General features: G+C 67.5%; 25 protein-coding genes and 1 pseudogene. 15 read left to right on the top strand and 11 right to left on the bottom strand.

The window, feature by feature from the left end:
- The first annotated feature begins 76 nt into the window (after positions 1 to 76).
- From ACIG5A_RS30950 to ACIG5A_RS30910, 9 genes are all read left to right on the top strand, one after another.
- Positions 77 to 1,033 carry a pseudouridine-5'-phosphate glycosidase gene (locus tag ACIG5A_RS30950; protein ID WP_397246497.1) on the top strand — a complete coding sequence of 319 codons (957 nt, stop codon included), beginning with the start codon at positions 77 to 79 and terminating at the stop codon, positions 1,031 to 1,033.
- Positions 1,023 to 1,724, top strand: a complete 702-nt coding sequence (locus ACIG5A_RS30945) for an HAD family hydrolase (protein ID WP_397246495.1) — start codon at positions 1,023 to 1,025, stop codon at positions 1,722 to 1,724. Before ACIG5A_RS30950 ends, ACIG5A_RS30945 begins: the two co-directional genes overlap by 11 nt.
- Positions 1,721 to 2,425 carry a uracil phosphoribosyltransferase gene (gene upp, locus ACIG5A_RS30940; RefSeq protein WP_397246493.1) on the top strand — a complete coding sequence of 235 codons (705 nt, stop codon included), beginning with the start codon at positions 1,721 to 1,723 and terminating at the stop codon, positions 2,423 to 2,425. The genes ACIG5A_RS30945 and upp overlap by 4 nt, the downstream gene beginning before the upstream one ends.
- Positions 2,403 to 6,209, top strand: a complete 3,807-nt coding sequence (locus ACIG5A_RS30935) for an amino acid adenylation domain-containing protein (RefSeq protein ID WP_397246491.1) — start codon at positions 2,403 to 2,405, stop codon at positions 6,207 to 6,209. The genes upp and ACIG5A_RS30935 overlap by 23 nt, the downstream gene beginning before the upstream one ends.
- A 1-nt stretch (position 6,210) precedes the next feature.
- Complete coding sequence (locus tag ACIG5A_RS30930; protein ID WP_397246489.1) at positions 6,211 to 6,441, top strand: hypothetical protein; 231 nt, start codon at positions 6,211 to 6,213, stop codon at positions 6,439 to 6,441.
- Positions 6,438 to 7,634 (top strand): MFS transporter, encoded by a 1,197-nt coding sequence (locus ACIG5A_RS30925; protein WP_397246487.1) that lies wholly within the window; start codon positions 6,438 to 6,440, stop codon positions 7,632 to 7,634. Before ACIG5A_RS30930 ends, ACIG5A_RS30925 begins: the two co-directional genes overlap by 4 nt.
- The gene (locus ACIG5A_RS30920) at positions 7,631 to 8,809 is read left to right on the top strand and encodes a questin oxidase family protein (protein WP_397246485.1); all 1,179 of its coding nucleotides are present in this window, start codon (positions 7,631 to 7,633) and stop codon (positions 8,807 to 8,809) included. The genes ACIG5A_RS30925 and ACIG5A_RS30920 overlap by 4 nt, the downstream gene beginning before the upstream one ends.
- 13 nt (positions 8,810 to 8,822) lie before the next feature.
- Entirely contained in the window at positions 8,823 to 9,653 is an 831-nt protein-coding gene (locus ACIG5A_RS30915; protein WP_397246482.1) for a nitroreductase family protein, read from the top strand.
- 81 nt (positions 9,654 to 9,734) lie between these two features.
- Positions 9,735 to 10,649, top strand: a complete 915-nt coding sequence (locus tag ACIG5A_RS30910) for an alpha/beta fold hydrolase (protein ID WP_397246480.1) — start codon at positions 9,735 to 9,737, stop codon at positions 10,647 to 10,649.
- Here the strand turns inward: ACIG5A_RS30910 and ACIG5A_RS30905 are convergent.
- The 3 genes from ACIG5A_RS30905 to ACIG5A_RS30895 are packed head-to-tail and all read right to left on the bottom strand — an operon-like array spanning position 10,624 to position 14,041.
- The gene (locus ACIG5A_RS30905; protein WP_397246478.1) at positions 10,624 to 11,556 is read right to left on the bottom strand and encodes a hypothetical protein; all 933 of its coding nucleotides are present in this window, start codon (positions 11,554 to 11,556) and stop codon (positions 10,624 to 10,626) included. The genes ACIG5A_RS30910 and ACIG5A_RS30905 overlap by 26 nt on opposite strands.
- An 8-nt stretch (positions 11,557 to 11,564) precedes the next feature.
- Positions 11,565 to 12,992, bottom strand: a complete 1,428-nt coding sequence (locus ACIG5A_RS30900) for a pyridoxal phosphate-dependent aminotransferase (protein WP_397246476.1) — start codon at positions 12,990 to 12,992, stop codon at positions 11,565 to 11,567.
- Positions 12,989 to 14,041: a multiprotein-bridging factor 1 family protein gene (locus ACIG5A_RS30895; protein ID WP_397246474.1), complete on the bottom strand. Its 1,053-nt coding sequence runs from the start codon at positions 14,039 to 14,041 to the stop codon at positions 12,989 to 12,991. Before ACIG5A_RS30895 ends, ACIG5A_RS30900 begins: the two co-directional genes overlap by 4 nt.
- A 424-nt stretch (positions 14,042 to 14,465) precedes the next feature.
- Between ACIG5A_RS30895 and ACIG5A_RS30890 the strand changes: the two genes are divergently transcribed.
- Positions 14,466 to 14,816 carry a hypothetical protein gene (locus tag ACIG5A_RS30890; protein WP_397246472.1) on the top strand — a complete coding sequence of 117 codons (351 nt, stop codon included), beginning with the start codon at positions 14,466 to 14,468 and terminating at the stop codon, positions 14,814 to 14,816.
- A gap of 121 nt (positions 14,817 to 14,937) precedes the next feature.
- Positions 14,938 to 15,756, top strand: a complete 819-nt coding sequence (locus ACIG5A_RS30885; RefSeq protein WP_397246470.1) for an acyl-CoA thioesterase — start codon at positions 14,938 to 14,940, stop codon at positions 15,754 to 15,756.
- A 2-nt stretch (positions 15,757 to 15,758) separates the two neighbouring features.
- Here the strand turns inward: ACIG5A_RS30885 and ACIG5A_RS30880 are convergent, their stop codons facing one another.
- Positions 15,759 to 16,574 (bottom strand): carbonic anhydrase, encoded by an 816-nt coding sequence (locus tag ACIG5A_RS30880; RefSeq protein ID WP_397246468.1) that lies wholly within the window; start codon positions 16,572 to 16,574, stop codon positions 15,759 to 15,761.
- A gap of 63 nt (positions 16,575 to 16,637) precedes the next feature.
- Positions 16,638 to 17,018: a MerR family transcriptional regulator gene (locus ACIG5A_RS30875; protein WP_397246466.1), complete on the bottom strand. Its 381-nt coding sequence runs from the start codon at positions 17,016 to 17,018 to the stop codon at positions 16,638 to 16,640.
- Positions 17,019 to 17,069: 51 nt separating this feature from the next.
- On the opposite strand from ACIG5A_RS30875, the gene ACIG5A_RS30870 reads away from it, so the two are divergent.
- Entirely contained in the window at positions 17,070 to 18,026 is a 957-nt protein-coding gene (locus ACIG5A_RS30870) for an alpha/beta hydrolase (RefSeq protein ID WP_397246464.1), read from the top strand.
- A 19-nt stretch (positions 18,027 to 18,045) separates the two neighbouring features.
- On the opposite strand, the gene ACIG5A_RS30865 is transcribed toward ACIG5A_RS30870, so the two are convergent.
- The 4 genes and pseudogenes from ACIG5A_RS30865 to ACIG5A_RS30850 all read right to left on the bottom strand — a co-directional run bounded on the left by ACIG5A_RS30865 (position 18,046) and on the right by ACIG5A_RS30850 (position 19,743).
- Positions 18,046 to 18,699 (bottom strand): DUF5753 domain-containing protein, encoded by a 654-nt coding sequence (locus ACIG5A_RS30865; protein WP_397247955.1) that lies wholly within the window; start codon positions 18,697 to 18,699, stop codon positions 18,046 to 18,048.
- Between the two features lie 12 nt (positions 18,700 to 18,711).
- A pseudogene (locus ACIG5A_RS30860) lies at positions 18,712 to 18,903 on the bottom strand (helix-turn-helix domain-containing protein); the annotation flags it as partial.
- Positions 18,900 to 19,430 carry a DUF6879 family protein gene (locus tag ACIG5A_RS30855; RefSeq protein WP_397246462.1) on the bottom strand — a complete coding sequence of 177 codons (531 nt, stop codon included), beginning with the start codon at positions 19,428 to 19,430 and terminating at the stop codon, positions 18,900 to 18,902. The gene ACIG5A_RS30855 and the pseudogene ACIG5A_RS30860, both read right to left, overlap by 4 nt.
- A complete protein-coding gene (locus tag ACIG5A_RS30850) occupies positions 19,411 to 19,743 on the bottom strand; it encodes a hypothetical protein (protein ID WP_397246460.1) in 333 nt (110 codons plus the stop codon). Before ACIG5A_RS30850 ends, ACIG5A_RS30855 begins: the two co-directional genes overlap by 20 nt.
- Before the next feature lie 224 nt (positions 19,744 to 19,967).
- Between ACIG5A_RS30850 and ACIG5A_RS30845 the strand changes: the two genes are divergently transcribed.
- Positions 19,968 to 20,288: a hypothetical protein gene (locus tag ACIG5A_RS30845; protein WP_397246457.1), complete on the top strand. Its 321-nt coding sequence runs from the start codon at positions 19,968 to 19,970 to the stop codon at positions 20,286 to 20,288.
- Positions 20,289 to 20,309: 21 nt separating this feature from the next.
- On the opposite strand, the gene ACIG5A_RS30840 is transcribed toward ACIG5A_RS30845, so the two are convergent.
- The gene (locus tag ACIG5A_RS30840) at positions 20,310 to 21,659 is read right to left on the bottom strand and encodes a cytochrome P450 (RefSeq protein ID WP_397246455.1); all 1,350 of its coding nucleotides are present in this window, start codon (positions 21,657 to 21,659) and stop codon (positions 20,310 to 20,312) included.
- Between the two features lie 64 nt (positions 21,660 to 21,723).
- The gene (locus ACIG5A_RS30835; RefSeq protein WP_397246452.1) at positions 21,724 to 23,061 is read right to left on the bottom strand and encodes an aspartate aminotransferase family protein; all 1,338 of its coding nucleotides are present in this window, start codon (positions 23,059 to 23,061) and stop codon (positions 21,724 to 21,726) included.
- Between the two features lie 87 nt (positions 23,062 to 23,148).
- Here ACIG5A_RS30835 and ACIG5A_RS30830 point away from each other — a divergent pair, with 87 nt between their 5' ends.
- Entirely contained in the window at positions 23,149 to 24,066 is a 918-nt protein-coding gene (locus tag ACIG5A_RS30830) for a LysR family transcriptional regulator (RefSeq protein WP_397246450.1), read from the top strand.
- Positions 24,067 to 24,107: 41 nt separating this feature from the next.
- Positions 24,108 to 24,548: a hypothetical protein gene (locus ACIG5A_RS30825; RefSeq protein WP_397246447.1), complete on the top strand. Its 441-nt coding sequence runs from the start codon at positions 24,108 to 24,110 to the stop codon at positions 24,546 to 24,548.
- The last annotated feature ends 26 nt before the right edge of the window (positions 24,549 to 24,574 follow it).

The raw sequence follows: 24,574 nt of genomic DNA, 5'->3' as shown, positions 1-24,574 counted from the left end.
CAGGGCAAATCGCGCAGCATGGCGGACCGGGGGACTTGTCTGGAATTCTTTCGCCTACACGAACGGACTCATTCACGTGTCTGCTGTCGTCGAGCACGAGTCGTCACTGTTCCGCCTCTCCGATGAGGTGCGGGACGCGCTCGCACAACGAAGACCCATCGTCGCGCTCGAATCCAATGTCGTGGCGCACGGCTTCCGCTGGCCGGAGAACATCGCCGTCGCGCAGGAGGTCGAGGATGCCGTGCGTGCGGGCGGGGCGGTGCCAGCGACGATCTCGATCGCGGACGGCGCGATCGTGGTCGGCGCCGATCGCGATGAGCTCGAAAAACTCGCCACCGCGAAGAATGTCGCCAAGACGACGAGCCGCGACATCGCGGCGGTGCTGGCCGGGCGCAGGCTCGGCGCGACCTCCATCTCGGCCACCATGGCCATCGCGAACAAGCTCGGCATCGCCACGGTGGCCTCGGCCGGGCTCGGCGGCGTCCATCGCGGGGCGGCCACCTCGATGGATATCTCCTCGGACCTGACCGAACTGGCCAGAACGAAGCTCATCGTGGTGTGCGCGGGGGTGAAGAAGATTCTCGACGCCGGGCTCACCCTGGAATTCCTGGAAACGCAGGGCACCCCGGTGATCGGCTACAAGTACCTGCCGTTTCCGGCGTTCTACTGCCGCGAGAGCGGGTTCGATACGCAACTGCGCGTGGACGATCCGCACGAGATCGCCGACATCGCGCGCTTCCATTGGCGATTCGCCGGAGCGAGCTCGGTGCTCGTCACCCAGCCGATCCCGGTCGAGGCCGCACTCGACAGCGACGCCGTCGAGGTGGCGATCCAGGAGGCGCTGGAGCGGGCACGCGTCGAGGGCGTCACCGGGCCCGCGAACACCACCTTCGTGCTCAGGGCCGTCGACGCGGCCACCGGCGGTGCGGCCGCCGCCGCCAACCGGGCCGTACTGATCAGCACCGCACAGGCCGCGGCGGAAATCGAAACAGCGCGCGCCGCAATAGAATACGGAGCAACACATGCCGTTTGAGGCAACCCGGTCGGCCCTGCTGTTCGACCTGGACGGCACCCTGCTCGATACGCCACGCGCGATCGCCGAGCAGATGTCGGCGGCCGTCGAATCGATCACGGGGGTGCACCCCGGCCTGGACGCGGCGCGCAGACTGATCGGCGCGCCGCTGGAGCGAATGGCGGGCACACTGTCCGGCACCGACCCGGAATCGGCCACCGCACAGGCGATTTCGGCCGACTACGTGGCGCGCTTTCGCGAGCTGATCGTGCCGAAGGCGGCCGGCCTGCTGTACCCCGGCGTCGGCCACGGCCTGGACCGGCTGGCGAATGCCGGACTGATCCTCACCATCGTGACGAGCAAGAAGCACGAGAGCGCCGAGCTGATCCTGGCGGCCGCCGGTATCCGCGACCACTTCGCCGTGGTGATCGGCGCCGACGATGTCGCGCATCCGAAACCGCACCGGGACAGCGCCGATGCCGCGCTGCGCGGCATCGGCCTGACCGATGTCGGCCCGGCAGGAGCGGTCATCGGCGACACCTCGGGCGATATCGGACTCGGCAAGGCGATCGGCGCGTTCACGATCGGGGTCGGCTACGGCGTCTATTCGGCCGACGAGATCGCCGCCACCACACCGGATTTCCTCGCGCACCACTTCGACGACGTGACACGTACCGTCCTCACCCGACTGGAAAGCGACCAACGGCCATGACCACATGGACTCGCCCGGCGATCGACGCCGCCGACATCACCCGCTACCTGGGTGTCAACGTCTTCGAACTACCCAAGCTGCCCGGTCTCATCGCGCTGCACACCGAGGCGCGCGACGCCGACACCGGGCAGGAGCGATTCGTCCGCAGCACCCAGCGCATCATCCGGCTACTGCTGGAAACCGCGCTCTCGCACCTGGAACACCGGCCGCGCGCGGTCACCACACCGACGGGCCGGGTATTCGACGGGCTGGCGCCCGCGGAGCCGACGCTCTACGCGGTCTCGGTCCCACGGGCCGGTGACGCGCTGGAGAGCGGGCTGCGCGAGATCAGGCCGGACGCGCGCCTCGGCAAGATCCTGATCCAGCGCGATACCACGACCAAACAGCCGACGCTGCTGTTCCGCAAGCTGCCCTCCGATATCGCGGGCAACGAGGTGCTGCTGCTCGATCCGACCATCGCCACCGGCGGCACGCTGCTGACCGCGGTCAACGAGCTGATCGCCGCGGGCGTCGAGGAGAACCGGATCGTGGTGGTGAACGTGCTCACCTGCCCGGAGGCCATCGCGACGGTCCTGTCCCGGCGGCCCGACCTGCGCATTGTCACCTCACATATCGACGACACACTCACCGACGAGGCGTTCATGTCGCCCGGTATCGGCGATTTCGGGGACCGATTCCATGGCACGCTCCGGCGAGGGTGAGGTGCGCGCACCCGTGGAAGTAGCGCGCAGCCTGCTCGACCTGCTCGATGCGCAGGTCCGGCGCGATCCGGATGCCATTGCCTGCGTGGATGATTCACGGGCGCTCAGCTATCGCGAGCTGGCCGAGCGCGCCGCCGCCGGTGCCGGTGCGCTGCGGGCGGCCGGTGTGGTGGCCGGGAACACCGTCGGCATCCTGCTGAGCCCCTCGGTCGATCTGGTCGTCGCGGTATGGGCCGTTTTGCGTGCCGGAGCTTCGTATCTACCACTGGCGGTGGACTATCCGGCGGCGCGCATCGCCTACATGGCCACCGACAGCGACATTCGCGTGGTACTCACCGACCAGGACGCCGACGTACGCGTACTCCCCGCCCGGATCTCGGCGATCAGTGTGCCCGAGGCAACGTCCACCGACTGGGCCCCCGATACCGTGCCGTCCGGTGCGGCCAGGGTGTACACGATCTACACCTCGGGCACCACCGGATCACCCAAGGGCGTGGTGATCTCCCATCGCGCCATCGTCAACCAGATGATCTGGCTCGGTGCCGAACTCGGCCTCGGACCCGGCACCCGAATCCTGCTGAAGACGCCGGTGAGTTTCGATGCCGCCCAGTGGGAGTTGCTGGCCAACGCCTGCGGCGCGACCGTCGTCGTGGCGCGGGCGGGTACGCACACCAGCCCCGAGGCCATCCTCGATTACGTACGCCGCGAGGCGATCACGACGCTGCAATGCGTGCCGACGATGTGGTCCGAACTGGCCGCACTGCCCGATATCGGCACGGCGGGCACGTTGCACACGGTGGTCAGCGGCGGCGAGGCGCTGCCGTCCGCGCTCGCCGAACGCCTGCGCGCGGTACTGCCGGGACCACGCAAGATCAACCTGTACGGGCCGACCGAGGCCACGATCAACGCGACCTGGTTCGACTTCACCGCCGCCGACGATTCCGGCGCCGTCATCGTCCCGATCGGCACCGAAGTGGACGGGTGCCGCACGGTGGTGGTCGATCAAGACGGTCGCCGCATCGACGACGCTCGGGTCGGTGAATTGCTCATCAGCGGTGTGCAATTGGCCGACGGGTATCGCGGCAGGCCGGACGCCACCGCGGAGCGCTTCCCCGAGCTCACCTTCGACAGCACCGAACGCTGGTATCGCACCGGCGATCTCGTGCGCCGCCGCGCGGATGGCATCCTGGAATTCGTTGGCCGCGACGACGAACAGGTCAAGGTCAACGGTCATCGGGTCGAGACCAACGAGGTGCGGGTGGCCATCGAGAAGCACCACTGGGTCCGCGCGGCCGCGGTGGTGCCGTGGCTGTCCGAGCGCGGCGTGACCCAGCTCGCCGGCTTCATCGAGCTGGACCCGGACGAGGCGCCGCTGATGGACCAGGGCCAGGCCGGACGGCATCACCGGTCCAAGTCGACCCGCACCCAGGTCACCGCGCAGCTGTCGGACCTCGCGATCCGGCAGTTCGACACCGAACCCGAAATCCCGCTCGCCGGTGCGGCGCCCACCGCCGAGCAGCGGCGGCGCGTCTTCGCCCGCAAGACCTATCGGACGTTCACCGACGCGCCGATCGACCTCGGCGACATCGAGGCGCTGCTGCGCCGGTTGCCGAAATACGATGAGCACCAAGGCAGCTCGGGTCGCGCGCTGTCCGCGGCGCGGATCGGCGAGCTGCTGCGCTGGTTCGGGCCGTTCCACAGCCCGGATCGGTTGCTGCCCAAGTACTCCTACGCCTCCCCCGGCGCGCTCAACGCCACCCGCATCTACCTCGAGACCTCCGGCCTGCCCGGCCTGGACGCGGGCGTGTACTACTTCCATCCGTTGCGCCACTCGCTGTTCCGGGTCGGCGACGCCGCACGCGGCGGCCTGCACGTGCACCTGGTCGGCCTGCCCGAGGTCATCGAATCGGTGTACTCGACGAATGTCCGCGAGGTGCTGCACTTCGAGGCCGGGCACATCCTCGGCGTGCTCGACGAGGTGAGCGCCGAATACGGCTGGCAGGTGCGTCCCGCGTGTATGCGGCTCGTCGACGGCCTGGACAAGGGCGTCGTGGTCGCGACGGTGGCGGTGACGGAATCGCCTGCCCCGGCACAGCGGCGGTGCCCGCTGCCGGTCACCGTATTCGTTCAGGTGCACGGCGAGGTCGGCGACGCACGACACGGGCTGTACCGATTCACCGGCGCGGGACTGGAATTCGTCACCGAGCAGAAGATCGAGCGGCGGCACGTGATCGCCATCAATCAGCGCTCCTACGACCAGTCCTCGTTCGGCATCCTGCTCGCGACCGACGCGGACGCGGGCTGGGACGGGTTCACCGAACTCGGTCGCGCGCTGGCCCACCTGCAACAGCTCGGCGCCCGCGCCGGTATCGGGCTGATGTCCGCCGGATACTCCTCACTGACCGGGCGCGATCTGCCGTCGGCGCGCCGCTTCCGCGCCATCGCCGACGAAGGGCCGCTGGCGAATTCGCTGAGCTACTTCGCACTGGCCGGACCGGTATCGGCCGAACAGCTCGGCGCGACCGGGATGGCCGAGGACGCGCTGCACATGCAGGGGCCGGAGGAGCTGCTCAAGGACGATCTGCGCGCGGTGCTCCCGCACTACATGGTGCCGCCGACCATCCACGTACTCGATCGGATACCGCTGTCGCAGAACGGCAAACAGGACAGGGCCGGGCTGGTGCGGCTCGCCGGTGAGCTCAACGCGCGGCACGCGCAACCGAGCGAGCCGCCGACGGCCGGGCGGGAGGCCGCGGTCGCCGCGATCTGGTCCAGAGTGCTCGACTACGAGCCGGTCTACCGCGCCGACGACTTCTTCGCGCGCGGCGGCAATTCCATCTCGGCACTGCGGCTGATCCGTGCGCTCGACGAGGAACTCGGCACGACGCTCGGCGTGCAGACGATCTTCCGCGCGCCGACGCTCGCACAGCTGGCGGCCGCGACCATCGACACCACCCCGAATTCCGCACGCACACCGCGTTTCCTGCGGCTCGCGGAGGGTGACGGCAGCGGTACCACCGTGCTGTGGCCCGGACTCGGCGGCTACCCGATGAGCCTGCGCGCGCTGGCGAGCGAGCTCGCCGAGGACGGTCACACCGTGTACGGCGTGCAGGCCCGCGGCATCAACTCCGGTGAGCGGCCGCACGACAGCCTGGACGCGCTGATCGCCGACGATGTCGAGGAATTCCTGGGCCTCGGCCACGCCGGGCCGCTGCGGATCATCGGCTATTCGTTCGGCGCACGGGTCGCCGCCGAGGTGGCACAGCGCCTTTCGGCACAGGGGCACCGCGTCGACCAGCTGGTGCTGATCGCACCGGGATCACCGGTCATCGCCGGAATCACCGACGACACAGCCGAAGTCGGCTATCGCAACCGCTACTTCAAGCGTGTGCTCGCCTCGGTGTTCAGCGGGCGAGTGGATCCGGGCTACGCGCTCGATCTCGACAAGCGCGTCGAGCGGCGAGCCGAATTCGTCGACCTGATCGTGGCCAACGAGCCGGGCTTCGCGCGCGAGGTGGTCGAGCGGATCGTCGCGGTGGTCGAGCACACCTACCGGCTGCGCGCGCGGCCGAGCGGCGTCGATCCGGAGCTGCTCGACGCGAGCCTGTTCCTGCGGGCGCGCGGTGACGGGCCGTCGTTCGCCGACATCCCGGTCGCACCACTGCGACTGCGGAGCGGGCGGGTCAGCAACCTGCCCTATCACCACTACGAGATCGTGACCGCCGGCGCCGCCGATGTCGCTGCCGCGGTCGCACGGGAAACCCTGGATCGGGAGTTGGTTTGATATGCCGCACGTAGAGATCTGGCACTACCCGCGCGAGCTGTCCGAGGACGCGGCGCGACGGCTGGAGAGCGCCATCGTCGACGCGATCACCCAGGCGTTCGAGGTCACCGACGGCGCCGTATCGATCGGCCTGGAGACCGTCGACCCCGCGCGGTGGACCGAGGATGTCTACCGCCCGTTGATCACCGAGCGTGCGGCCGAGACGACCCTGTTGCGCACGCCGGGCTATTGATCACCACGCGCACGGGGAGCACCGCCCGGCTCGCGGCGCTGATCGCCGTCACCGCGGCGGTGGCGATCAACCTGCGGCCGGGGATCACCACCGTCGGCCCCGAACTCGACGTCGTGACAGCGCATTTCGGTGCGGGCGCGCGGGCGGCGGGGGTGATCACCGCCGCGCCGGTGGTCGCCTTCGCAGTGGTGAGCCTGGCGACTCCGCTTGTGCTGGCGCGGATCTCGCTGCGTGCCGGGCTGTACTGGGCGCTGGCGCTCACGGGTGTGAGCCTCGCGGTGCGGCCGTGGGGCGGTCTCGCGCTGTTCGTGGTCGCGACGTGTGCCGCCGCGGTCGGCATCGGGCTCATCGGCGTGCTGCTGCCCGCTCTGATCAGGGCCGTCGGCAGTACCGGGCCGCTGGTCGCCGCGTTCACGACCGCGCTGCAGGCCGGTGCCGCCCTCGGATTCGCCACCGTCGTGCCGATCTCGCACGTCGTCGGCGGTTGGCAATGGGCGCTGGCGATCTGGGCGGTGCTCGCACCGATCGGGGCGGCGGCGCTGTGGCGCGCGCCCGGCGCGTCGGCATCGACGGGTGCGGGCATCGCGTCGGCGCCGGTCAATCCGCTCACCTTCTTGCGTCGCACCGGAACCGTCGGGCTCGCCGCGTTTTTCGGCTTGCAGGCGCTGGTCGCGTTCGTGATCATCGGCTGGTTGCCGTCCGTGCTGCGGGACGCGGGGGTCAGCGCGGAGCTCGCCGGCGGCTACCTCGGCGTGCTGACCTGTGTCGCGGTGCCGATCAGCTTCGTGGTGCCACCGATAGTGGCCAGGTCGGCGCATCAGGGGCGCTGGCTGGCGGGCTTCAGCTTGTTCAGCGCCGCGGGCGTGCTCGGCTTCCTGGTGGCGCCCGCCGCGGCGCCACTGCTGTGGTCGATGGTGCTCGGCGCCGGGCTGTCGGTGTTCTCGCTGGCGCTGACGGTGATCACGGTGCGCGCCGGCTCCCCGGAGCAGGCGATCCTGCTCTCCAGCGCGGTACAGGGGGTCGGATATCTCATCGCCGCGATCGGCCCGTACGCCATCGGGGTGTTCCGGCAGCTCAGCGACGGCTGGACATTACCGCTCAGCGCGCTGCTCGCGACGGCGCTGGCGCAGGCGGTGGCCGGGCTCGCCGCGCGGCGACGTCCACGCGACAGACAACAGGAGGCCAGGACATGACGGCACAGGCCGTGCACGGAGTAGCGGATCTGCTCGATGACCGCAGCTATCACATCGAGTTCAACGGTCATCTGACCAATCACGTCAAACACGCGGTGATCGCGCTGGCGGGCATCGGCGCGCCGGATTCGGTGATCCGCGCCTATCACGAAAACTATTGCGAGCTCACGCCGTACGGGTTTCCGCTCGAACCCGCACGGGCGTCGACGCAGGTCATCGACGCGCGCAACTGGCGCGATTTCCTCGGCGACAGAGCGCATTTCAGCGCCTACGGCGCGTTCTTCGACGGCGAGGTGGCCCACGCCGGTATCGCGGGCGCGGTCGAGGAATACGCGCCGTACCTGCTGAACGGCTGGATCGGCGCGTTCACCCACGCCACCATCCATCTGGGCTGGGCGATCTGGGCCGATCATCCCGGCATGGTCGCGGAAAGCCTTGCCTATCTGGCGTTCTCGTATGTGCCCGTGCGCTCCACGGCGCCCGGCGTCGCTTCCGACGACGATCCGATCGCCGCGCTGGTGCGGCTGAGCGAGGGCTGGGCGGACAGTGCCGCCTTCCGCGGTGCGGTCGATACCGTGGTGACCGATACCAACTCGTTCACCGACCTGCATCCGGAGCTGAGCCGCTCGGGTTTGCAGGCACGGGTCGCGGGTGTCGCCCTCGCGGGCATTCCCGAACTGTCCGACACGCCTTCCTGGCTCGACGCGCTGCACGGCACCGAGCGCCGCGATCGGGTGCGCCGCGCGGTAACGCTGCTCTACCTCGCCGCGCCCGGCGATTTCGTGGTGCTGCACCTGATCACCTCGCTGTTCGCACTCGAGATCGTCATCGACAAGCTCAGCACCGAGGCCGCCGACGCGATCTACGACCTCTACTGGGCGGGCGCGCGGATCATCGCCGCCGCGGAGTCCAAGATCCCGGCCGCGCGCAAACTGCGTGAACTCGACGGCCTGTACCCGGCCGATGGCACCGACCATTCCGCGTACGCCACCGAGGAATTCGACGTCATCGCGCGCCGCGCCTGGCTGGAGGACGAGGAGCACAATCCGAAACTCGTCTTCGTGCTGCGCGCGTGGTGGGACGAGGACGACTGGCGCGGCTATCGGCACGCCGCCGCCCAATTCACCAGCACCCCAGACCTTCCGGCCAGTTTCGCCGAGCCACCGACCGAGTAGACAGGAACCCTTTGTGACCGAGACGATCACGAATGTGCTGCAGCAGCAGCTGGACAAGCGCTACGGCCCCGACGCACCGGTCGCCGGTGATGCCGCGAACCCGACGCTCGAGGTGCTGCTTCGCCACCGCACCGCGCGAAACTACCTGCCCGCCACGGTGAGCGAGACCGAACTCCAGCTCATCATCGCCGCGGCCCAGTCGGCCTCGACCTCCGCGAACTTCCAATTCACCAGCGTCGTCGTCATCGACGACCCCGAAGTGCGCACGCGCCTGTCCGAATTGGCGGGCGGGCAGCGGCTGGTGCTCGACGCGTCGGTATTCCTGGTCTGGATCGCCGACTGGTCCCGCAACATCGAGCTCGCCCGCGCCAACGGCCACACCATCGAGGCCACGTCCTACCTCGACAGCGCGCTCTCCAGCATCATCGACGTCACCCTGTCCGCCCAGAACGCCGCGATCGCCGCCGAATCACTCGGCTACGGCATCACTTTCGTCGGCGCCCTGCGCAACAATATCGACGCCGTCATCGACCTGCTCCACCTCCCCGAGTGGACCTTCCCGGTGTACGGCATGGCCATCGGCCTCCCCGACCCCACCGACCCCGCCGACATCAAACCCCGCTACGGCCAGAACGTAGTAGTCCACCGCAACACCTACACCCCACCCACCGAGGCCGCCGTCACCGACTACCTGACCCGCATCAACACCTATTACCGCGAACAGGAACTCCCGGAAGACTGGGTGAAGAACCGCCTGGCAGGCCGAATCTCCACCAAGGAAAGCCTCCACGGCCGCCAACACATCCGAACCACCTTCCACAACCAGGGCTTCGACCTGAAATAGCGGCCGGGTTCAGGCGCGCGTTCCGGGTCCAGATGATTTCGGGCACTGGTTCGGCCGGGGTCGGCGGATTATCGTGATCGCATGTCTGATACCGGCAGTACCGCACTTTCCGAGCCACCCGTAATTCCTGGGGTGCGACGGTCATTCGTCGAGGCGCGTGGGGTGTGGTTTCATGTGACCGAGGCGGGGCCGGTGGATGGGCGGCCGGTGGTGGTGTTGCACGGGTGGCCGCAGCATCATTACGCGTATCGGGATCTGCTCGCCGATCCGCCGGAGGGGCTGCGGATCATCGCACCCGATCTGCCGGGGTACGGGTGGTCGGGCGCGCCGCCGCATCGGTGGGCCAAGGACGATGTCGCCTCGGATGTGCTCGCGCTGCTGGATGTGCTGGAGTTGCCGCGGGTGCTGCTGGTCGGACACGACTGGGGTGGCTATATCGGGTACCGGATGGTGCTGCGCGAATCCGCGCGGTTCGACGGCTATCTGGTGATGAACATGGCGCATCCGTGGGTGCCGACCGGGACGGCGCTGCGCAACCTGTGGCGCTTCCTCCTCTACCAGCCGTTGATCGCCATCGCCGGTGTCCCGCTGCAACAGCGAACCACGTTCCTGCGCCGGATGATCTCCGCCGCCTTCACCGACCGCAGCGCGGCCGACCCCGCCGTCATCCGCGTCTTCGCCGACCGCTTCCGCGATCCCGTCTGCGCCCGCGCCGCCACCGACACCTACCGCACCTTCTGGCTACGCGAAATCCCCGCCGCCGCGCGCAATCCCGAACGCCGCCGCCCCACCATCCCCATCCGCGCCGTCTTCGGCATGAACGACGCCGCCGTCCACCACTCCATGGCCGCCGCCGAAACCGCCCGTGCCGAGGACTACACCTTCGAACCGGTCACCGGCTGCGGCCATTTCGTCCCCGACGAACGCCCCGACGTCCTCCGCGCCCGCCTGATCGACCTGGCGGCGGAGACTAAGCGGCGAGAATCCGCGTCTTGATCATGGCGGCGACGGCCGCGCTGTAGGCCCGGCTGGCCTCCACCGGGCGCATCGCCGGATAGTTGGAGCAGTGCGTGACGATGACGCCGTTCGGCAGTGTCACGGTCCGATTCGGGACCATGGCGACGCAGTTGCCGCCGGACTTGCCGACGAGATCGATGATCACCGTGCCAGGGCGCAACGCGTTCAGGACTTCCTCGTCGATCAGTACCGGACCACGCGAGCCGCGATGGACGGCGGCGCCGATAATCAGATCGGGCGGTTCGGCGGCCAGGTGGTCGAGGAATTCGGCACCGGCCGGACTCAGGAGAAATCGCCTGGCACCGTGCCGGATCGCGATCGCCTCTTGCTCCCGATGATTGCCCAACGCGGTCGGTGGCTCGTCCCGCGCCTCGACCGCGGCGGTGATGGCGGCACGACCGGCCTGCCCGCAACCGAGGATCAGGGACCGCACCGGGCGCTCCCGCGCCTCGGCCGGAAGTAGTTGCCGCCCTTGTACATAGGCCACCGCGCCCGCGATCCTGCTCATCGCCGACAGCGCATCGATGTCGGGATACTCGTGCGGCACGGTTTCGAAGCCGACGGATTCGACATCGCACGTCCGGAATCCGGCGATCACCTCTCGGCGGACGATCGGATCCTGGAAGCCGAGCAGGGTCATTCCGGGACGAATCAGCGAATCCAACTCGTATACCGGCGGTTTCACCCACGCGACGACATCGGACCTGGCGAATACCGTCGCACGGTCGACCACCGTGGCTCCGGCCGCACGGAAGTCCGCATCGGTGCGGCCGATGAGCCGCCCGGCATCGTGTTCCACGAGCACGTCCGCGTCCGCGACGAGCCGGCGCACATCCTCGGGTATCAGCGCGACGCGTCGTTCACCGGCCGCCGTCTCGCGCGGCACTCCGATAATCATTGCGCGGCAATCGGTTCCAGATCGGCCAGGCCGACCCGAACGAGTACGTCGCGGTAGGTGAGCCCGGCGTGAATATCGCGCAGCAGCTGTTCGAGCCGGTCGAACAGCTCATCGAGCAGTGCATCCGACGTGCGGCCCACCGCTTTTCGTGGCGCGAGCACGTTGCAGCGCACCCCGCGGCGGTCCGATCCGGCGCGATCCAGTCCGACGCAATCGATCCCGGCGGCGGTCAGCAGAAGGTCCTCCAGCTCCGCACCGGTCCCGATACCCGCCATATCGAGGACATCGTCGTCGAAGACCATCGTGAGAAACATCCCCTGCCTACTGCCGAGGGGCCGTAGGACTTTCGCGCCGAATCGGTCGTTGATCGCGGCGATGTGCCCGTGCGCGCGATCCAGCTGCGCGAGCATCAGCAGGCGATTCCCGGCGAAGTAGCTGTCGGGCGTGTGCGCGATGATCGCCTGGGCCAAGTGGGTCGACTCCCGCTGGAACGAGATGGTGAGCCGGTGCCTGATCCGCGTCAGCCACTCGCGATCGCCGGAGCAGGCAGCGCCCAGCTTGCACGGACCGAACGCGTTGTAGCCCTTGGAGTTTCCGGTGATCGTGAGCACCCTGTCGTACAGCCGCCGCACTCCGGTATCGGTGGCGATCTCCAGCGACGCGACCGGAATGTGCTGCGCCACCATCGCATCGAAGGCCATATCGCAGATGATCGGCACGTCGCGGTCGAGCAGCACCCGCCCGATCGCCAGCATCTCCTCCACCGAATAGTCGGTGAACACCGGATTTCCCGGCAGCGTGAGCAGCACCCCGCGCAGCTCGCCGCGCTCGGCGTAGTGATCGAGGCAGCGCGCGAGCAGTTCCGGATCGATCTTGAAGGAATCGTCCGGCCCGACCGGGCAGGCCACCGGGCGCAGGCCGTACTTCTCCAGGTGGATGCCCGAACTCTTGTACAGCCCTTCGGGATAGACGATCACTCCGCCTCCCGGCTCGGCCAGCGTCGCGATCGCCTCCTCGAGCAGCATGGTGCTCGAGTACGGGCAGACGATGACCTCCTCGGGCCGCACCCGCACACCGGGCACGCCGTCGATCGGCTGTGACAGCCGCCCGAACAGCTTGTCCGCCGCCAGATTTCGCAGGATCTGCGGTTGCCGCTTGTCGTAGAGCTTGCCGTCCCGATAGGTATCCGGCTGTTCGCCGTGCAGCAGCTCCCGCCAGGCCCGGTCGAGCGCCGCGACCGCGTTCGGATCCGGCGCCAGGCCGGTTTCGCCGTGATAGGCGTCGAGAAAGCCCGAATGCCGTTGCGCGGTACCGGGAAACCAGGGCTCCGCGCCGAGGTGGGCGCGCACCGCGCGTTTGCGTTCCTCGGAGCGATTGGTGAGGGCGGCGAGGCCGGGGGCCAGCACCGTCGGACCGGAGCTCACGGCGCCGCCCCTTCGACGGGCGACTCCCCCGGCTCCGTCATCTCGCGCCAGCGCTGCTCCAGCGCGGCGCGGAACAGCGCACGGCCGTCACCGTCGGTGAGGCGTTCGAAACCGGTGAGCGCGGGCATCGCGGCGATATCGTTGACCACGATGGCCGATCCGGCGTGCTTGAGTTCGTAGAGACGCTCGAACCGGCGCACCGCGAACGCGACGTCGTGCTTCAGCGCCGAGAAACGGGTCGCGACGCGCGCCTGCCGCGAATAGTCGTATTCCCCGACGGCGACGTATCTTTCGTCGACGACGAGCATGCTCTGCGCGTTGCGCGCGTGCTCGCGCTTGACCAGGATGCTCTCCACCCCGGAGCGCACCTGCTTCCACAGCTTGTCGTCATAGGGCCACACGTCCTCGATGGTGTCCAGAACATACATCCGTCGCACATCGATTCGCGGCGGATGCGCCTTGTCCGCGAGGCGCACGATCGCGGCATGGTAGTCGTCGCCCACGTCACCGCCGATGGTGCCGAGATCGGCGGTGTGGATCGCGCGCACCGACTGGGTCGCCTGCTCCAGGATGGTCAGCCAGTCGCTGACGGTGTTCCACTCCCACACCGTCGCGCTCCGCGAGGGGATCTGAGCGAGTATCTCCTCGGCGCGTTCGAGCTGCCGGTCGGCGATCAGCCGCAGCGGTTCGATCTCCGCGCGCGCTCCCGTCGCGTCGATCAGGCTCTGCGCGATGCCGAGCGCGCGCTCGACGAGTTCAGGGTCCTTGCCGAGCAGGACATTGAAACGCATCCGCAGGTCGTAGTAGGCACCGCCGGTGGGGTCGCTGTCGGCGGCGCCGTCGTCCATCGGAAGTTGTTCACCCAGTGCCAGGCTCAGCCGTTCACGCAGCGGTAGCGGCGGGATCCTGGTCCCGTTCTCGATCTGCTGGATCAGGCTGCGCGAACAGCCGGCTTTGACCGCGAGCGTGGCCTGGGTGAAGCCACGCTCCGTCCTGAGCCTGCGGACCAGGTCGCCGACCTGCTCATCGTCCGGCCCCGAGCCAGCCATAACCGCGCCTCCATCCTGCGCTTGGGTTGCCGATGCTCACTGTGTGTCATCCGCCGTCATCATAGTCACGTCAAGTCACGGGACGCCGATCGAGACAACTTCCGTTCTCTGAGTGATCGCTGAAACCTGTACGTATGTACAGGTATTCCGCGCTTCGACGAGCCTGGGCAAGCGCGTTTTCAGATCTATCGAGGCGTTGATCCACTCAATCTCGCTCTCGCGGAGCAGATTAGAGATCAACAGTACTCAATCTGCCTTGATTCAAGCATCTTTGACTTTCAAATATCACAAGATAGCACGAATGCTTAGTTGACATCCCGAAGTGGCTATCCATAGCATTGTTGTCAAAGCCACACCGCAACCGGAATAGACAGCACGCCAACAGATCCGGGGCAGGTGGCTCCGCTCGACCGAGGGAGGGGTCATGACACTCGAACTGCACGACCGGTTGATCACCAGCGACATCACCCCCGAGACCGCCCGCCACGTCCACACCGCCGGGGGCGGCCACTGGATGCTCAGCTGGCTGCCTGATGTGGCACTCACCCACGAGCAGGCCGTCAGCGGCATGATCCTCGACGAGACCCTCAGCGATCCACACCTCGACGACCAGGTGATTGCCATGGAAATCGCCGCCTTCCGCGCCGCAGGCCTCGGCATCGATCTCGCCGAAACCCTCCTCCGGCTCTACGCCCGCATCCTCGAGCGTGACGAGCAGGCAACCTACGACCCGGCCCGCATGCTCGAGCCGCCGACGATCGTCCCGGCCGCGTGACCGGCGGGTTGGCGCCGCGGAGGGGTCGGCGCCAACCACCGACACGCCGAGCAGGGTCCGGTGAATTACCTTCGCCGGACCCTGCTTTCGTGTGCTAACGAGTGCCTCTACGCTGACTGCTGTGACCGGAACGCTGCTCCCGCACCACCCGTTCGACGCCGCCATCGAGCTAGAGCCGATCGGCGAGGGCAGCTTCGCCGCGCACACCACGCCCGCGTACGCGAACATGGTCGGCCCGTTCGGCGGCATCACCGCGGCCACCGCGCTCCGCGCGATCCAGCGGCATCCGCAACGCCTCGGCGAGCCGATCTCGCTCACCGTCAACTACGCGGGCCCGATCACCGACGGCCCCTTCGAGATCGCCGCACAACCGACCAGGACCAACCGCAGCACCCAGCACTGGACCGTATCGCTGATCCAGGACGGCGCCGTAACCACCACCGCCACAGCCGTCTTCGGCAACCGCAGGCAGACCTGGACGGCCACGGAGGTCAACGCGCCCGCCGCACCGCCCGCGGAAACCATCGCACCCGTTCGGATTCCCGACTTCCTCGCCTGGCCGCACAACTACGAGATGCGCTTCGTCCAGGGTGGCCTGCCCAGTCAGACCGGCGCACAAGCCAATTCGACCAGTACGCTCTGGGTACGCGACCTGCCGCCGCGCCCGCTGGACTATCCGGCGCTCACCGCGCTGTGTGATGTCTTCTTCCCCAGGGTGATGCAGCGCCTCGGCCGCATCGTGCCCGCGGGCACGGTCTCCATGACCGTCTACTTCCACGCCGACGAGCAGCTGCTCGCCACCCAATCCGATCGCCCCGTGCTCGCCACCGCGGGCTCGCAGCACTTCGGCAACGGCTTCTTCGACCAGAGCGCCCAGCTGTGGACCGACTCCGGCGCCATGCTCGCAACCAGCCATCAGCTGGTGTACTTCAAGGACTGATCTCAGCTCCCGGATACCGCGACGACGCGGCCGTTCAGCGGCTGGGTCGGCCGATTCGAGTGCGGAAACAGCGTCAGATAGCGGCCCGCCTCCTCCGGTGTGACCGCGACCGGATGCCGCAGCACGATCCACCGCACGCCCTCGCTGCACGGCGGCGTGGTCAGCGAACCCACGTACCGGAATTGACCGGTATCGGCGGGCAGGAAAGTACGTGGATCAATCGGCCCTGTCGTCACTTTCGCGCCCGGCTTTCCCGGTGCGTTCGCCAGCATCGGCGCGAAGGCCGACGGCCCAGGCGCCTGCCGCATCGGCACACCGAGCACCGCCAGCGCGCCTGCCGCGTTGCGGTGCACCAGATGGAGCTCCATCGTGGCGCCTACGCCGTCGACGGTGTGCTCACCGGGTAGGTGGAAATGGAACTGCACCAGCTCGAAAGGCATGCCGTCCACCAGGATTCGATTCCCGGTGCCCGCGGGTGGATTCGCCTGCACCGTATGTCCGGTATTCACCAGTTCGACCGACGGAATCGGGCCGTATTCGATACCGATGCGATCGGCCGGATCGAGCATGGCCCGGCTCGGCAGGTCGATCGGGGATTGCGCGTGGCCCGATCGGCACACCCGATAGCTGCTGTCGAGCTCGGCCCAGTGTTCCGGCCCCTCCGCACCGTAATCCCAGTGCGACGCGACCACTTTGGTGACCGGCGCGGCACTGGACAAACTACAGCCGGAAATCGCGAGGAGCGCCAGCATCATGAGGGTGTAGCGGCGACGCAATGCGGCGCCGACCGCAGAATTCGCCCTATGCTCGATTTGCAACGAATGTCAAATTAGGTCAAGGGATTTCGCGTCTCGGTCGACGCAACGATAAGCCCCGGATCCCTACTCCGCAAAGGCCTGTTTGAAATCCGGACATTCGACGAGCGGCCGGTGCGTGCACACGGCGGCATGCCGGAGGCTGTCGCGCATGCGGGTGAGGCGGGCGATGTCCGCGTCGATTTCGCGTGCCTTCTCGGCCAGGTGACCGCGCAGTTCGGTGTCCTCGGGTGCGGCGACCAGGAACCGGCCGATCTGCGTCAGAGTGAAACCCGCTGCGCGCGCACAGGATACGAGCGCAAGCCGCCCGATCACATCGGGACGGAAGGTGCGCCGCAGACCATTGCGGCCCGCCGACTCGATCAGCCCGCGCTTTTCGTAGTACCGCAGCGCCGAGGGCGCCAGTCCCGACTGCTCGGCCACCTCCGCGATATCGAGCATCACCATCTCCGAACAACTCCTTGACTTGAAGCACGCTTCAAGTCAGAGGATAGGCGCATGAGTGGAACACCAGAAGATCAAGCCATCCCGCACCCCCAGGTTCAGGCCTATCTGAACCGCCTCGCCCAAGCCAATGTGGGTGCGCTGCATACCTTTACACCCGCGCAGGCCCGTGCAGGCTGGCACCGCCAGATCGCCATGCTCGCCGAACCGGAACCGGTCGCCCACGTCGAAAACCGCACGATTCCAGGCGCCGACGGACCGATACCGGTTCGCATCTACACCCCGCACGGCGACGGACCATTCCCCCTCCTGATGTTCTTCCACGGCGGCGGCTTCGTGCTCGGCGACCTGGACACCCACGACGGCCTGTGCCGCAGCCTCGCCAACGGCGCGGGCTGCCTCGTCGTCGCCGTCGACTACCCCCGCGCACCGGAGCACAAGTTCCCGGCAGCACCCGACGCCTGCTTCACCGCGACCGAGTGGGCCGCCGATCACGCCGCCGAATTCCACGGCGATGCCACCCGCATCGCCGTCGCGGGCGACAGCGCGGGCGGCAACCTGGCCACCGTCGTCGCCCGAATGGCACGCGACCAGGGCGGCCCGCCCCTGCGCCACCAACTCCTCATCTACCCCGACCTCGACTTCCGCCGAACGAATGTCAGCATCACCGAATTCGCCGGCAAATACGGCAACATCACCCGCGCAGGCCAGCACTGGTTCATGGACAACTACCTGACCACCGAACGCGAAAAACTAGACCCCCGCGTCTCCCCCCTCCTCGCCCCCGACCTCACCGGCCTCCCCGCCACCCACATCATCACCGCCGAATACGACGCCCTACGCGACGAGGGCGAACAATACGGCCACCGCCTCACCGAAGCAGGCGTCCCCACCACCATCACCCGCTACCCAGGCATGATCCACGAATTCCTCCGCCACCCCTTCGACGACAGCGCCAAAGCCCGCCACGACGCCGCGACCATACTCGCCGAAGCATTCACCCGCACCTGATCAACCCCATACCGCGGCGTCATCGATCGCCCGGAAGCTGGACTTCTCGCTGTTGTCGCTGGTCCAGGGCCGCTTTGATCAAGTCCCGTGCGGCGTCGCCCCGTACTGCTCGATCGGCCAGTGCCTTGAAGTTCTTCTCGTACAGCACGATCTCGCGAGGCCGGGTGATGGTCAGCTCGGCGGTGATGGTTTCGACCAGGACTCGCTTGCGGTCGAACATGCAGAAGTTGGACAGGGGCACCACGAATTCGGTGTCTCTCGGGATGATGCCGAGCACCACGCGCGGCAGGGCCATGGCGATCAGGAGCCTGTCCAGTTGTCCGATCATCGTGCCGTTGTCGCCAACGGTCGTGTGCAGGACCTGCTCGGCTATCACGAAGTTGAACCGATGATCGCCCAGGTACAAGACCTGCTGCCGTTCCAGGCGCGCCGCCAGCAGGGGCTCCAGGTCGTCGCGTGTGCCGTGGAAGAAGTCCAGAACCCGACCGAGGATCGCTTGCGCATATGCAGGTGTTTGGAGAAGCCCTGGCACCAGAAACGGCTCGTACCAACGCATCAGCTTGGTGTCGGCTTCCCAGGTAATCGACTGTCGTTGTCTGTGGGGAAGTCGCATTCTCTTGATCTCGACGTACGCGGCCTGCAGGTTGCGTAGTGCCGCGATCAGGTCAGGCATTTGACGTTGCGCACCGCAGGAATCGCACCACAGTCGGATGTCGTTCTCACTGGGTGTCTGATTCCCGAGTTCGAGCTTCGAAACCTTCGAAGGTGGCCAGCCTTGGACAAGTGCGAGCGCCCTGGCAGTCAGTCCGGCATCCTTCCGAATCTCACGTAACTGACCGCCAAGGGCCTCCCGTGACTGCTGCGCAGGGCCGGTCACTGCTCGGCAGCTACCGCTCTGTAGTCGGCATACGGGATTGCCAACGGCCACACCTGGTCCCGTACTCGTCGGATATGTTCGGCGATAACAGGATCGGTCGTCGTCGCGAGTCCAGCGCCAGCGCCTTCAGGGGTGAACACACTGAACGCGACCAGATCGTCGTCGAAGATCCACCAGTCGTCTCCACTGAGCAATTCACCGCCGATTGTGTGACGGGGTATGTATCGAATGTCTTCTCCGGCCGCAATATTCAACGGCGCGACGGCGAGAGCGAAACGCGTGTAGTCCGTGTGGGGCTCGGTGACAACACGAACCCGACGAACGGTCTTCCCCTGGTCTGTTGCCTGTCGAACGACGGCACACCAGCCCGCGAACCAGGCGTAGTCGTCGTGTTCGTCGGCTAGGAACTTGCGAAACGGTTCGTCCTCCTCCGGTGTCGAGTAGGTGTCCTGAAGTTCGAGGTGGACCGCAACCGCCCATTCCCTGCGGAACAGGCGGTTGGCATCCTCACCGTGATGCAACAGCATCGGGTCGAATCTCCTGTCCCACAGGGACTTCGACACCCGCTTCGTAGGCGGGAAGATCCATCTGGCCAAGTGTCTCGGGGTCTGTCACGGGCTCGCCGGAAAGGGTGAAGGTGCCGTGTCCGGTATCGGTCAGTGTCGCACCGAGACAGGTTCCCGGCTCCAGGAACGCGAGGAGGGGATGGGGAATCTCGATCACGCCCGGGTGGTCGAGCGTTCGCCAGCCTTGAACGACGTACGTCCCCCTATCGGTGATGTACAGCGTGGGTGATTGGGTTCCGGTCGTGTTCTTGCCGAGGAACTTCAAACGCATCATGAGCGCCTCCAGTCCAGCAGGTTGCGCGGGTTTTCTCCGCCCCTAATCGTCGATGAATCAGCAGTACCAGGTCAACGAATTGGAGGACTTGGAGAAACGTCGAGAAACATCGTGGTGGGCAGGGACCTCTGCTCCTTAGCCTCAGATCTGGCGCTCGGGGCCGGTGAGTTACACCATCCTCCCGGTCTCGAGCTGCCTGCCAGCGATGACGTGAAGGGGTGGCGATGAGACCGAAACCTGTTGTCCAGCAAGCCCACCCAAACGTGCTCGCGCGGCGGCGGATCGGTAGCGCGACGGCGCTGGTTCGCCCTGGTGGTGCGGTCGAGTTCGATGTGGAGGGCAGTCTTGCCCGGTTGATGCAGACGCCGGTCATTCGTGCGGAGATGCGCCACGACAACCCCCACTTTCCGGTGTCGAGCCGACGCAACGCCGAACGGGCAATGCTCTTCCACGAGGACTGCGACCCGATGCAATGCGCCACCCGTGTTGCGGCGGTGATCGTGAGCGCCAACGATTTCGAGTTCTTCCGCGACCGTGGCCGGTGAGGGTGCACCGCCCGCGCACATTCAGGTGTCGAGCATCCGCCGCTGTGTGAGGTTCAGATGGATGTCGTCGGCGGCCCACAGGACGAAGCGTTCGACGGGGATCACCGGGTGATCGTCGGCCGGCTCGAAGCGGAATCGTTTGGCCAGGACGGCCAGGATCAGTTTGGCCTCGACCATGGCGAGGGAGGCGCCTTCGCAGCTGCGTGGGCCGAATCCGAAGGGGATGTAGGCGAGCCTGGGGCGTTCGGGGCTCGGGTGTGTGGCGAACCGTTCAGGGCGGAAAACCGTGGGGTCCGGCCAGTATTCGGGGTTCGTGTGCACGGCCCAGATGGGGTAGAAGATGGTGGCTCCGGCGGGGATCGTGTATTCGCCGACGCGAAGGTCTTCGGTGACTTCGCGTGCACCGTAGGGGCCCGGCGGGTAGAGCCGCATCGATTCCTCGAGCACCGTAGTCAGGTAGGTCAGGTGTTTCAGGTCCGCGTAGTCGGGAGCGGGGCGGTCGCCGAGGACGCGGACGAGTTCTTCGGCGACGCGGTCGGCCGCGTCGGGGTGCAGCGCCAGCAGGTACAGCGTCCAGGAGACGGCGACGCCGGTGGTGTGGTGCGCGGCGAGCATGGTCATCAGCACCGAATCGCGGATGCGCGGCGGGGAGTGGCCCGCCGCGGCCAGCGCGGCGATCAGGTCGCTACCCTCGCTCGGCTGCCCATCGCCCACCCGATGCGTGGCGAGCACATCGTCCACGGTGGCCCGCAAATACGTCAGCGCCCGCTGCGCGCGGTCCTCGCGTTCCTCGTAGGTGCCCGGCGCTTCCGCCGCGTACAGCCGCCCCAGTTGCTCGGTGAGCACGTCCTCGAACGCCGCAACGATCCGCCCCGCCTGTTCCGGGGAGCCGATACCGCTGCCGAGCGCGTAGTCGCAGATCATACGCAGCGACAGCGCGGAGAGGCTCTGCTGCGACGCGATCGGGCCGCACGCCGCCGCGTCGGCCCACTCATCGGCGAGTTCGCGGGTGAGCGTGACGAACCGGCCGAAATGCGCCTCGTGCGAAGGACGTCCGGCCAGAACCGACAGCAGCACCCGTCGCCACGGCGTGTGCTCCTGCGCGGGGATCGTCTGGAGGTTGCCCGACTCCTGCATCGAGGCAAGGAATTCGAACAGCTTCCGTGGTCGCTCATCGAGCTTCGCCGTCGCCTCGAGCAGTACCGGGTCGGCGATCGACACCGCCGTCTCCGCGCCGGGCAGCCGGAACAGAACCACTGGGCCGTACTCGGCGTGCAGCTTCAGCTGATAGTTGTGCAGCCCGCCTGCGGCCACGATGTCGGCGAGGCCGTCGCCGTCGACGTGGGGACCGGGGATCGGCGTGGCAGCCACATGGCCATGCTCCCCGCTACCGGCACCGCGTGCAAGTACGCGAAACCCTGTGTGACAAAACGTGTCAGAGCTTGATGACGGCGTCGCCGATCGCCTGGTCGAGGATGGCCAAGCCCATGGACAGTTCGTCTTCGGTGGCGGTGAGGGGTGGGGCGATGCGGAAGGTACCGCCCATGCCGGGAAGCTGGACGATGTTCATGTGCAGGCCCAATTCCAGGCAGCGGCGGGTGACCAGTGCGCCGAGCTCGTCGGAGCCCCGCTTGGTTTCGCGGTCGACGACCAGTTCGAGGCCGGCGAGCAGGCCGCGGCCGCGGATATCGCCGACCACGCTGTGCCGCTCGGCGATTCGCTCCAGTCCGGCGCGCAGGAACCGGCCGAGCTCGGTGGCGCGCTCGTCGAGGTGGTCACGGGTGAGTACGTCGAGCACGGTGTTGCCGACGGCGGCGACAAGCGGGTCCGAGACATGAGTGGTGAAGAACAGGAAGCCACGCTCGTGCGCCTCCTGTTCGATTGCGGCACTGGTGATCACCGCGGCGAGCGGCAGTCCGGCACCGAGCGTCTTGGACAGGGTGAGGATGTCAGGGACGACGCCGTCGCGCTCGAACGCATACCAGGATCCGGTGCGGCACAGGCCCGTTTGCGCTTCGTCGAGGATGAGCAGCATGCCGCGCTCGCGGCACTTCTGTTGCAGGGCGGCGAAATAGCCGCGCGGCGGTTCGACAACGCCGCCCGAGCTGAGGATCGGCTCGACCAGGCAGGCGGCCAGGCTGCCCACCGACTGGGCGTCGATCATGTCGAAGGCGTAGTCGAGCTGGCGGCGCCAGTCGAATTCGCCATCGGCCGTGGTGAAGTCGGGCCGGTAGGCGTTGGGGACCGGGATGGCGAAGTTGCCCGGCGCCGACGGGCCATAACCTTTGCGTCCCGCGCTGTAGGTGGCGCTCGCCGCCGCCTGGGTCATGCCGTGCCAGGAGCGGGCGAACGAGACGATCTCGTGTTTCCCGGTGACCAGCTTGGCCATTCGCAGCGCGGCCTCGTTAGATTCGGCGCCGGTGGTGAGCAGCAGCGCCTTCGTCAACGGATCGGGCAGCGATTCGGCCAGCCTGCGCGCGAGGTCTACCACCGGGCGGCTCAGCATGCCGCTGAACAGGTGGTCGAGTTCGCCGACCTGGCTGCGCACGGTGGCGACGATCTCCGGATGTGCGTGTCCGAGAATCGCGCTCATCTGACCGGAGGTGAAATCCAATATCTCCCTTCCGCTTTCGGTGTACACGAAGCTGCCCGCGGCGCGGGTGATGATCTCGCGGGTGAAATCGCCCGCGCCCGAGTAGCGCACGAGATGACGATCGGCGTCGGCCCAGAAGGCCTCGGTGGCGGTGGCGGAGGAAGCGATGGGAGCGGCCATGTCTTCGACGGTAAGGGCGCCGCGAGCATCACGTCCATCTCACAATTCCGGCTGTGCTGTTCGGCTGAGCCGTACAACAATGGGGGCATGCTGAACCCCTGGCGGCTGCGGCTGCTCAGCCAACTCGATTCGCTCGGCACCGTCCGTGCGGTCGCGCAGGCGGCCAACCTGAGCGCGTCGAGCGTGTCGCAGCAGCTCGCGGTGCTGGAAGCGGAAACACGCACCCAGCTGCTGGAACGCACCGGCCGCCGGGTCCGGCTCACCCCGGCCGGGCTGATACTGGCCCGCCGGGCCAGGGCGATCCTCGACCACATGGACGGCGTCGAAGCGGAGCTGCGCAGCCTCGGCGACGAGCCGGTCGGACTGGTCCGGGTCGGCGCGTTCCAGAGCGCCATCCACCCCATGGCGGTACCCGCGGTGCGCTGGCTCGCGGACCGGCATCCGCATCTGGAGGTCGAACTGCTGGAGCTGGAGCCGCACGAGAGCCTGCCCGCGCTACGGGGCGGTGCTGCCGACATCGTCATCACCACCACCGACTTCGTCGAACAGCCGCTCGGGCCCGATGTCGATATCGTCGCGCTCACGACCGACCCGATCGTCCTTGTTCTCCCGCAGGATCGGGCGGCCCGCGGCCCCGCCGATCTCGCCGCCTATGCCGAGGAACCGTGGGCATTCGACATGCCACAGTCCTACATGGCCAACCTGGCCACTCGCCTCTGCCGCGAGTCCGGCTTCGAGCCGCGCGTGGTCTGCCGGTTCAACAACTATCTGATGACGCTGCAGCACGTGGAGGCGGGTCTTTCGATCGCGCTGCTGCCCGGCCTCGCCGTCGATCCCCGCTATCGCGTCACCATCCGCGAACTCGCCGATCCGATCACTCGCAGCATCACCGCCGTCGTCCGGCACGGCTCGCCGCCGCGCGCCGCCGTCACGATGGTGCTCGACGCACTGCGCAGGCATACCGACCTGCCTGCGCTGAGCGGTATCGGCGCTGATCAGCAATAGTGCGGTTACTACCGTTCAGCAGCATCCGGTATCGTGCGGGCGTGACCTCCCTGCCCGATGTGACGCCGCGCGATCGCGCGCGGGCACGCCGTTGTGGACTGGGTGTCATTATGCTCGCCGTGCTCGGCCTTGCCGGTGTGATCCTCGGATGCCTACTACCACAAGGGGTATCGACGGAAGGCGCGCCGCTGTCCGGCTTGTCCGAAATCGCACGGATGCCGATCACCGCCGCCGCACCGGCGCCCGATGTGCCGAGGGCCATCGAGGGCTCGCCGAGTTGCCGTAAGGGACCGAACGACGCCGCAACACCGACCCTGCCCGCCGCCGCTCAGCGGGACAATACGCAGCAACTGCCCGCCGCGTTGCGTGCCAAGGGGCTCGGCACCGACCAGGTGTTCTGGTCGCTGTCTGCCGACGAGGGACACACCGGGTCGCCCCACCCGGTGCCCGCGCCACATCTGACGACGGTGCTGCGCATTTAGACGACCCGGCCGGATCCCGGTCGTCT

Source organism: Nocardia sp. NPDC052566 (genome assembly GCF_044547285.1).
Taxonomy (GTDB): Bacteria; Actinomycetota; Actinomycetes; order Mycobacteriales; family Mycobacteriaceae; genus Nocardia.
Note: the sequence above shows the minus strand (reverse complement) of the source record. Positions and strands in the feature narration are given on the sequence as shown.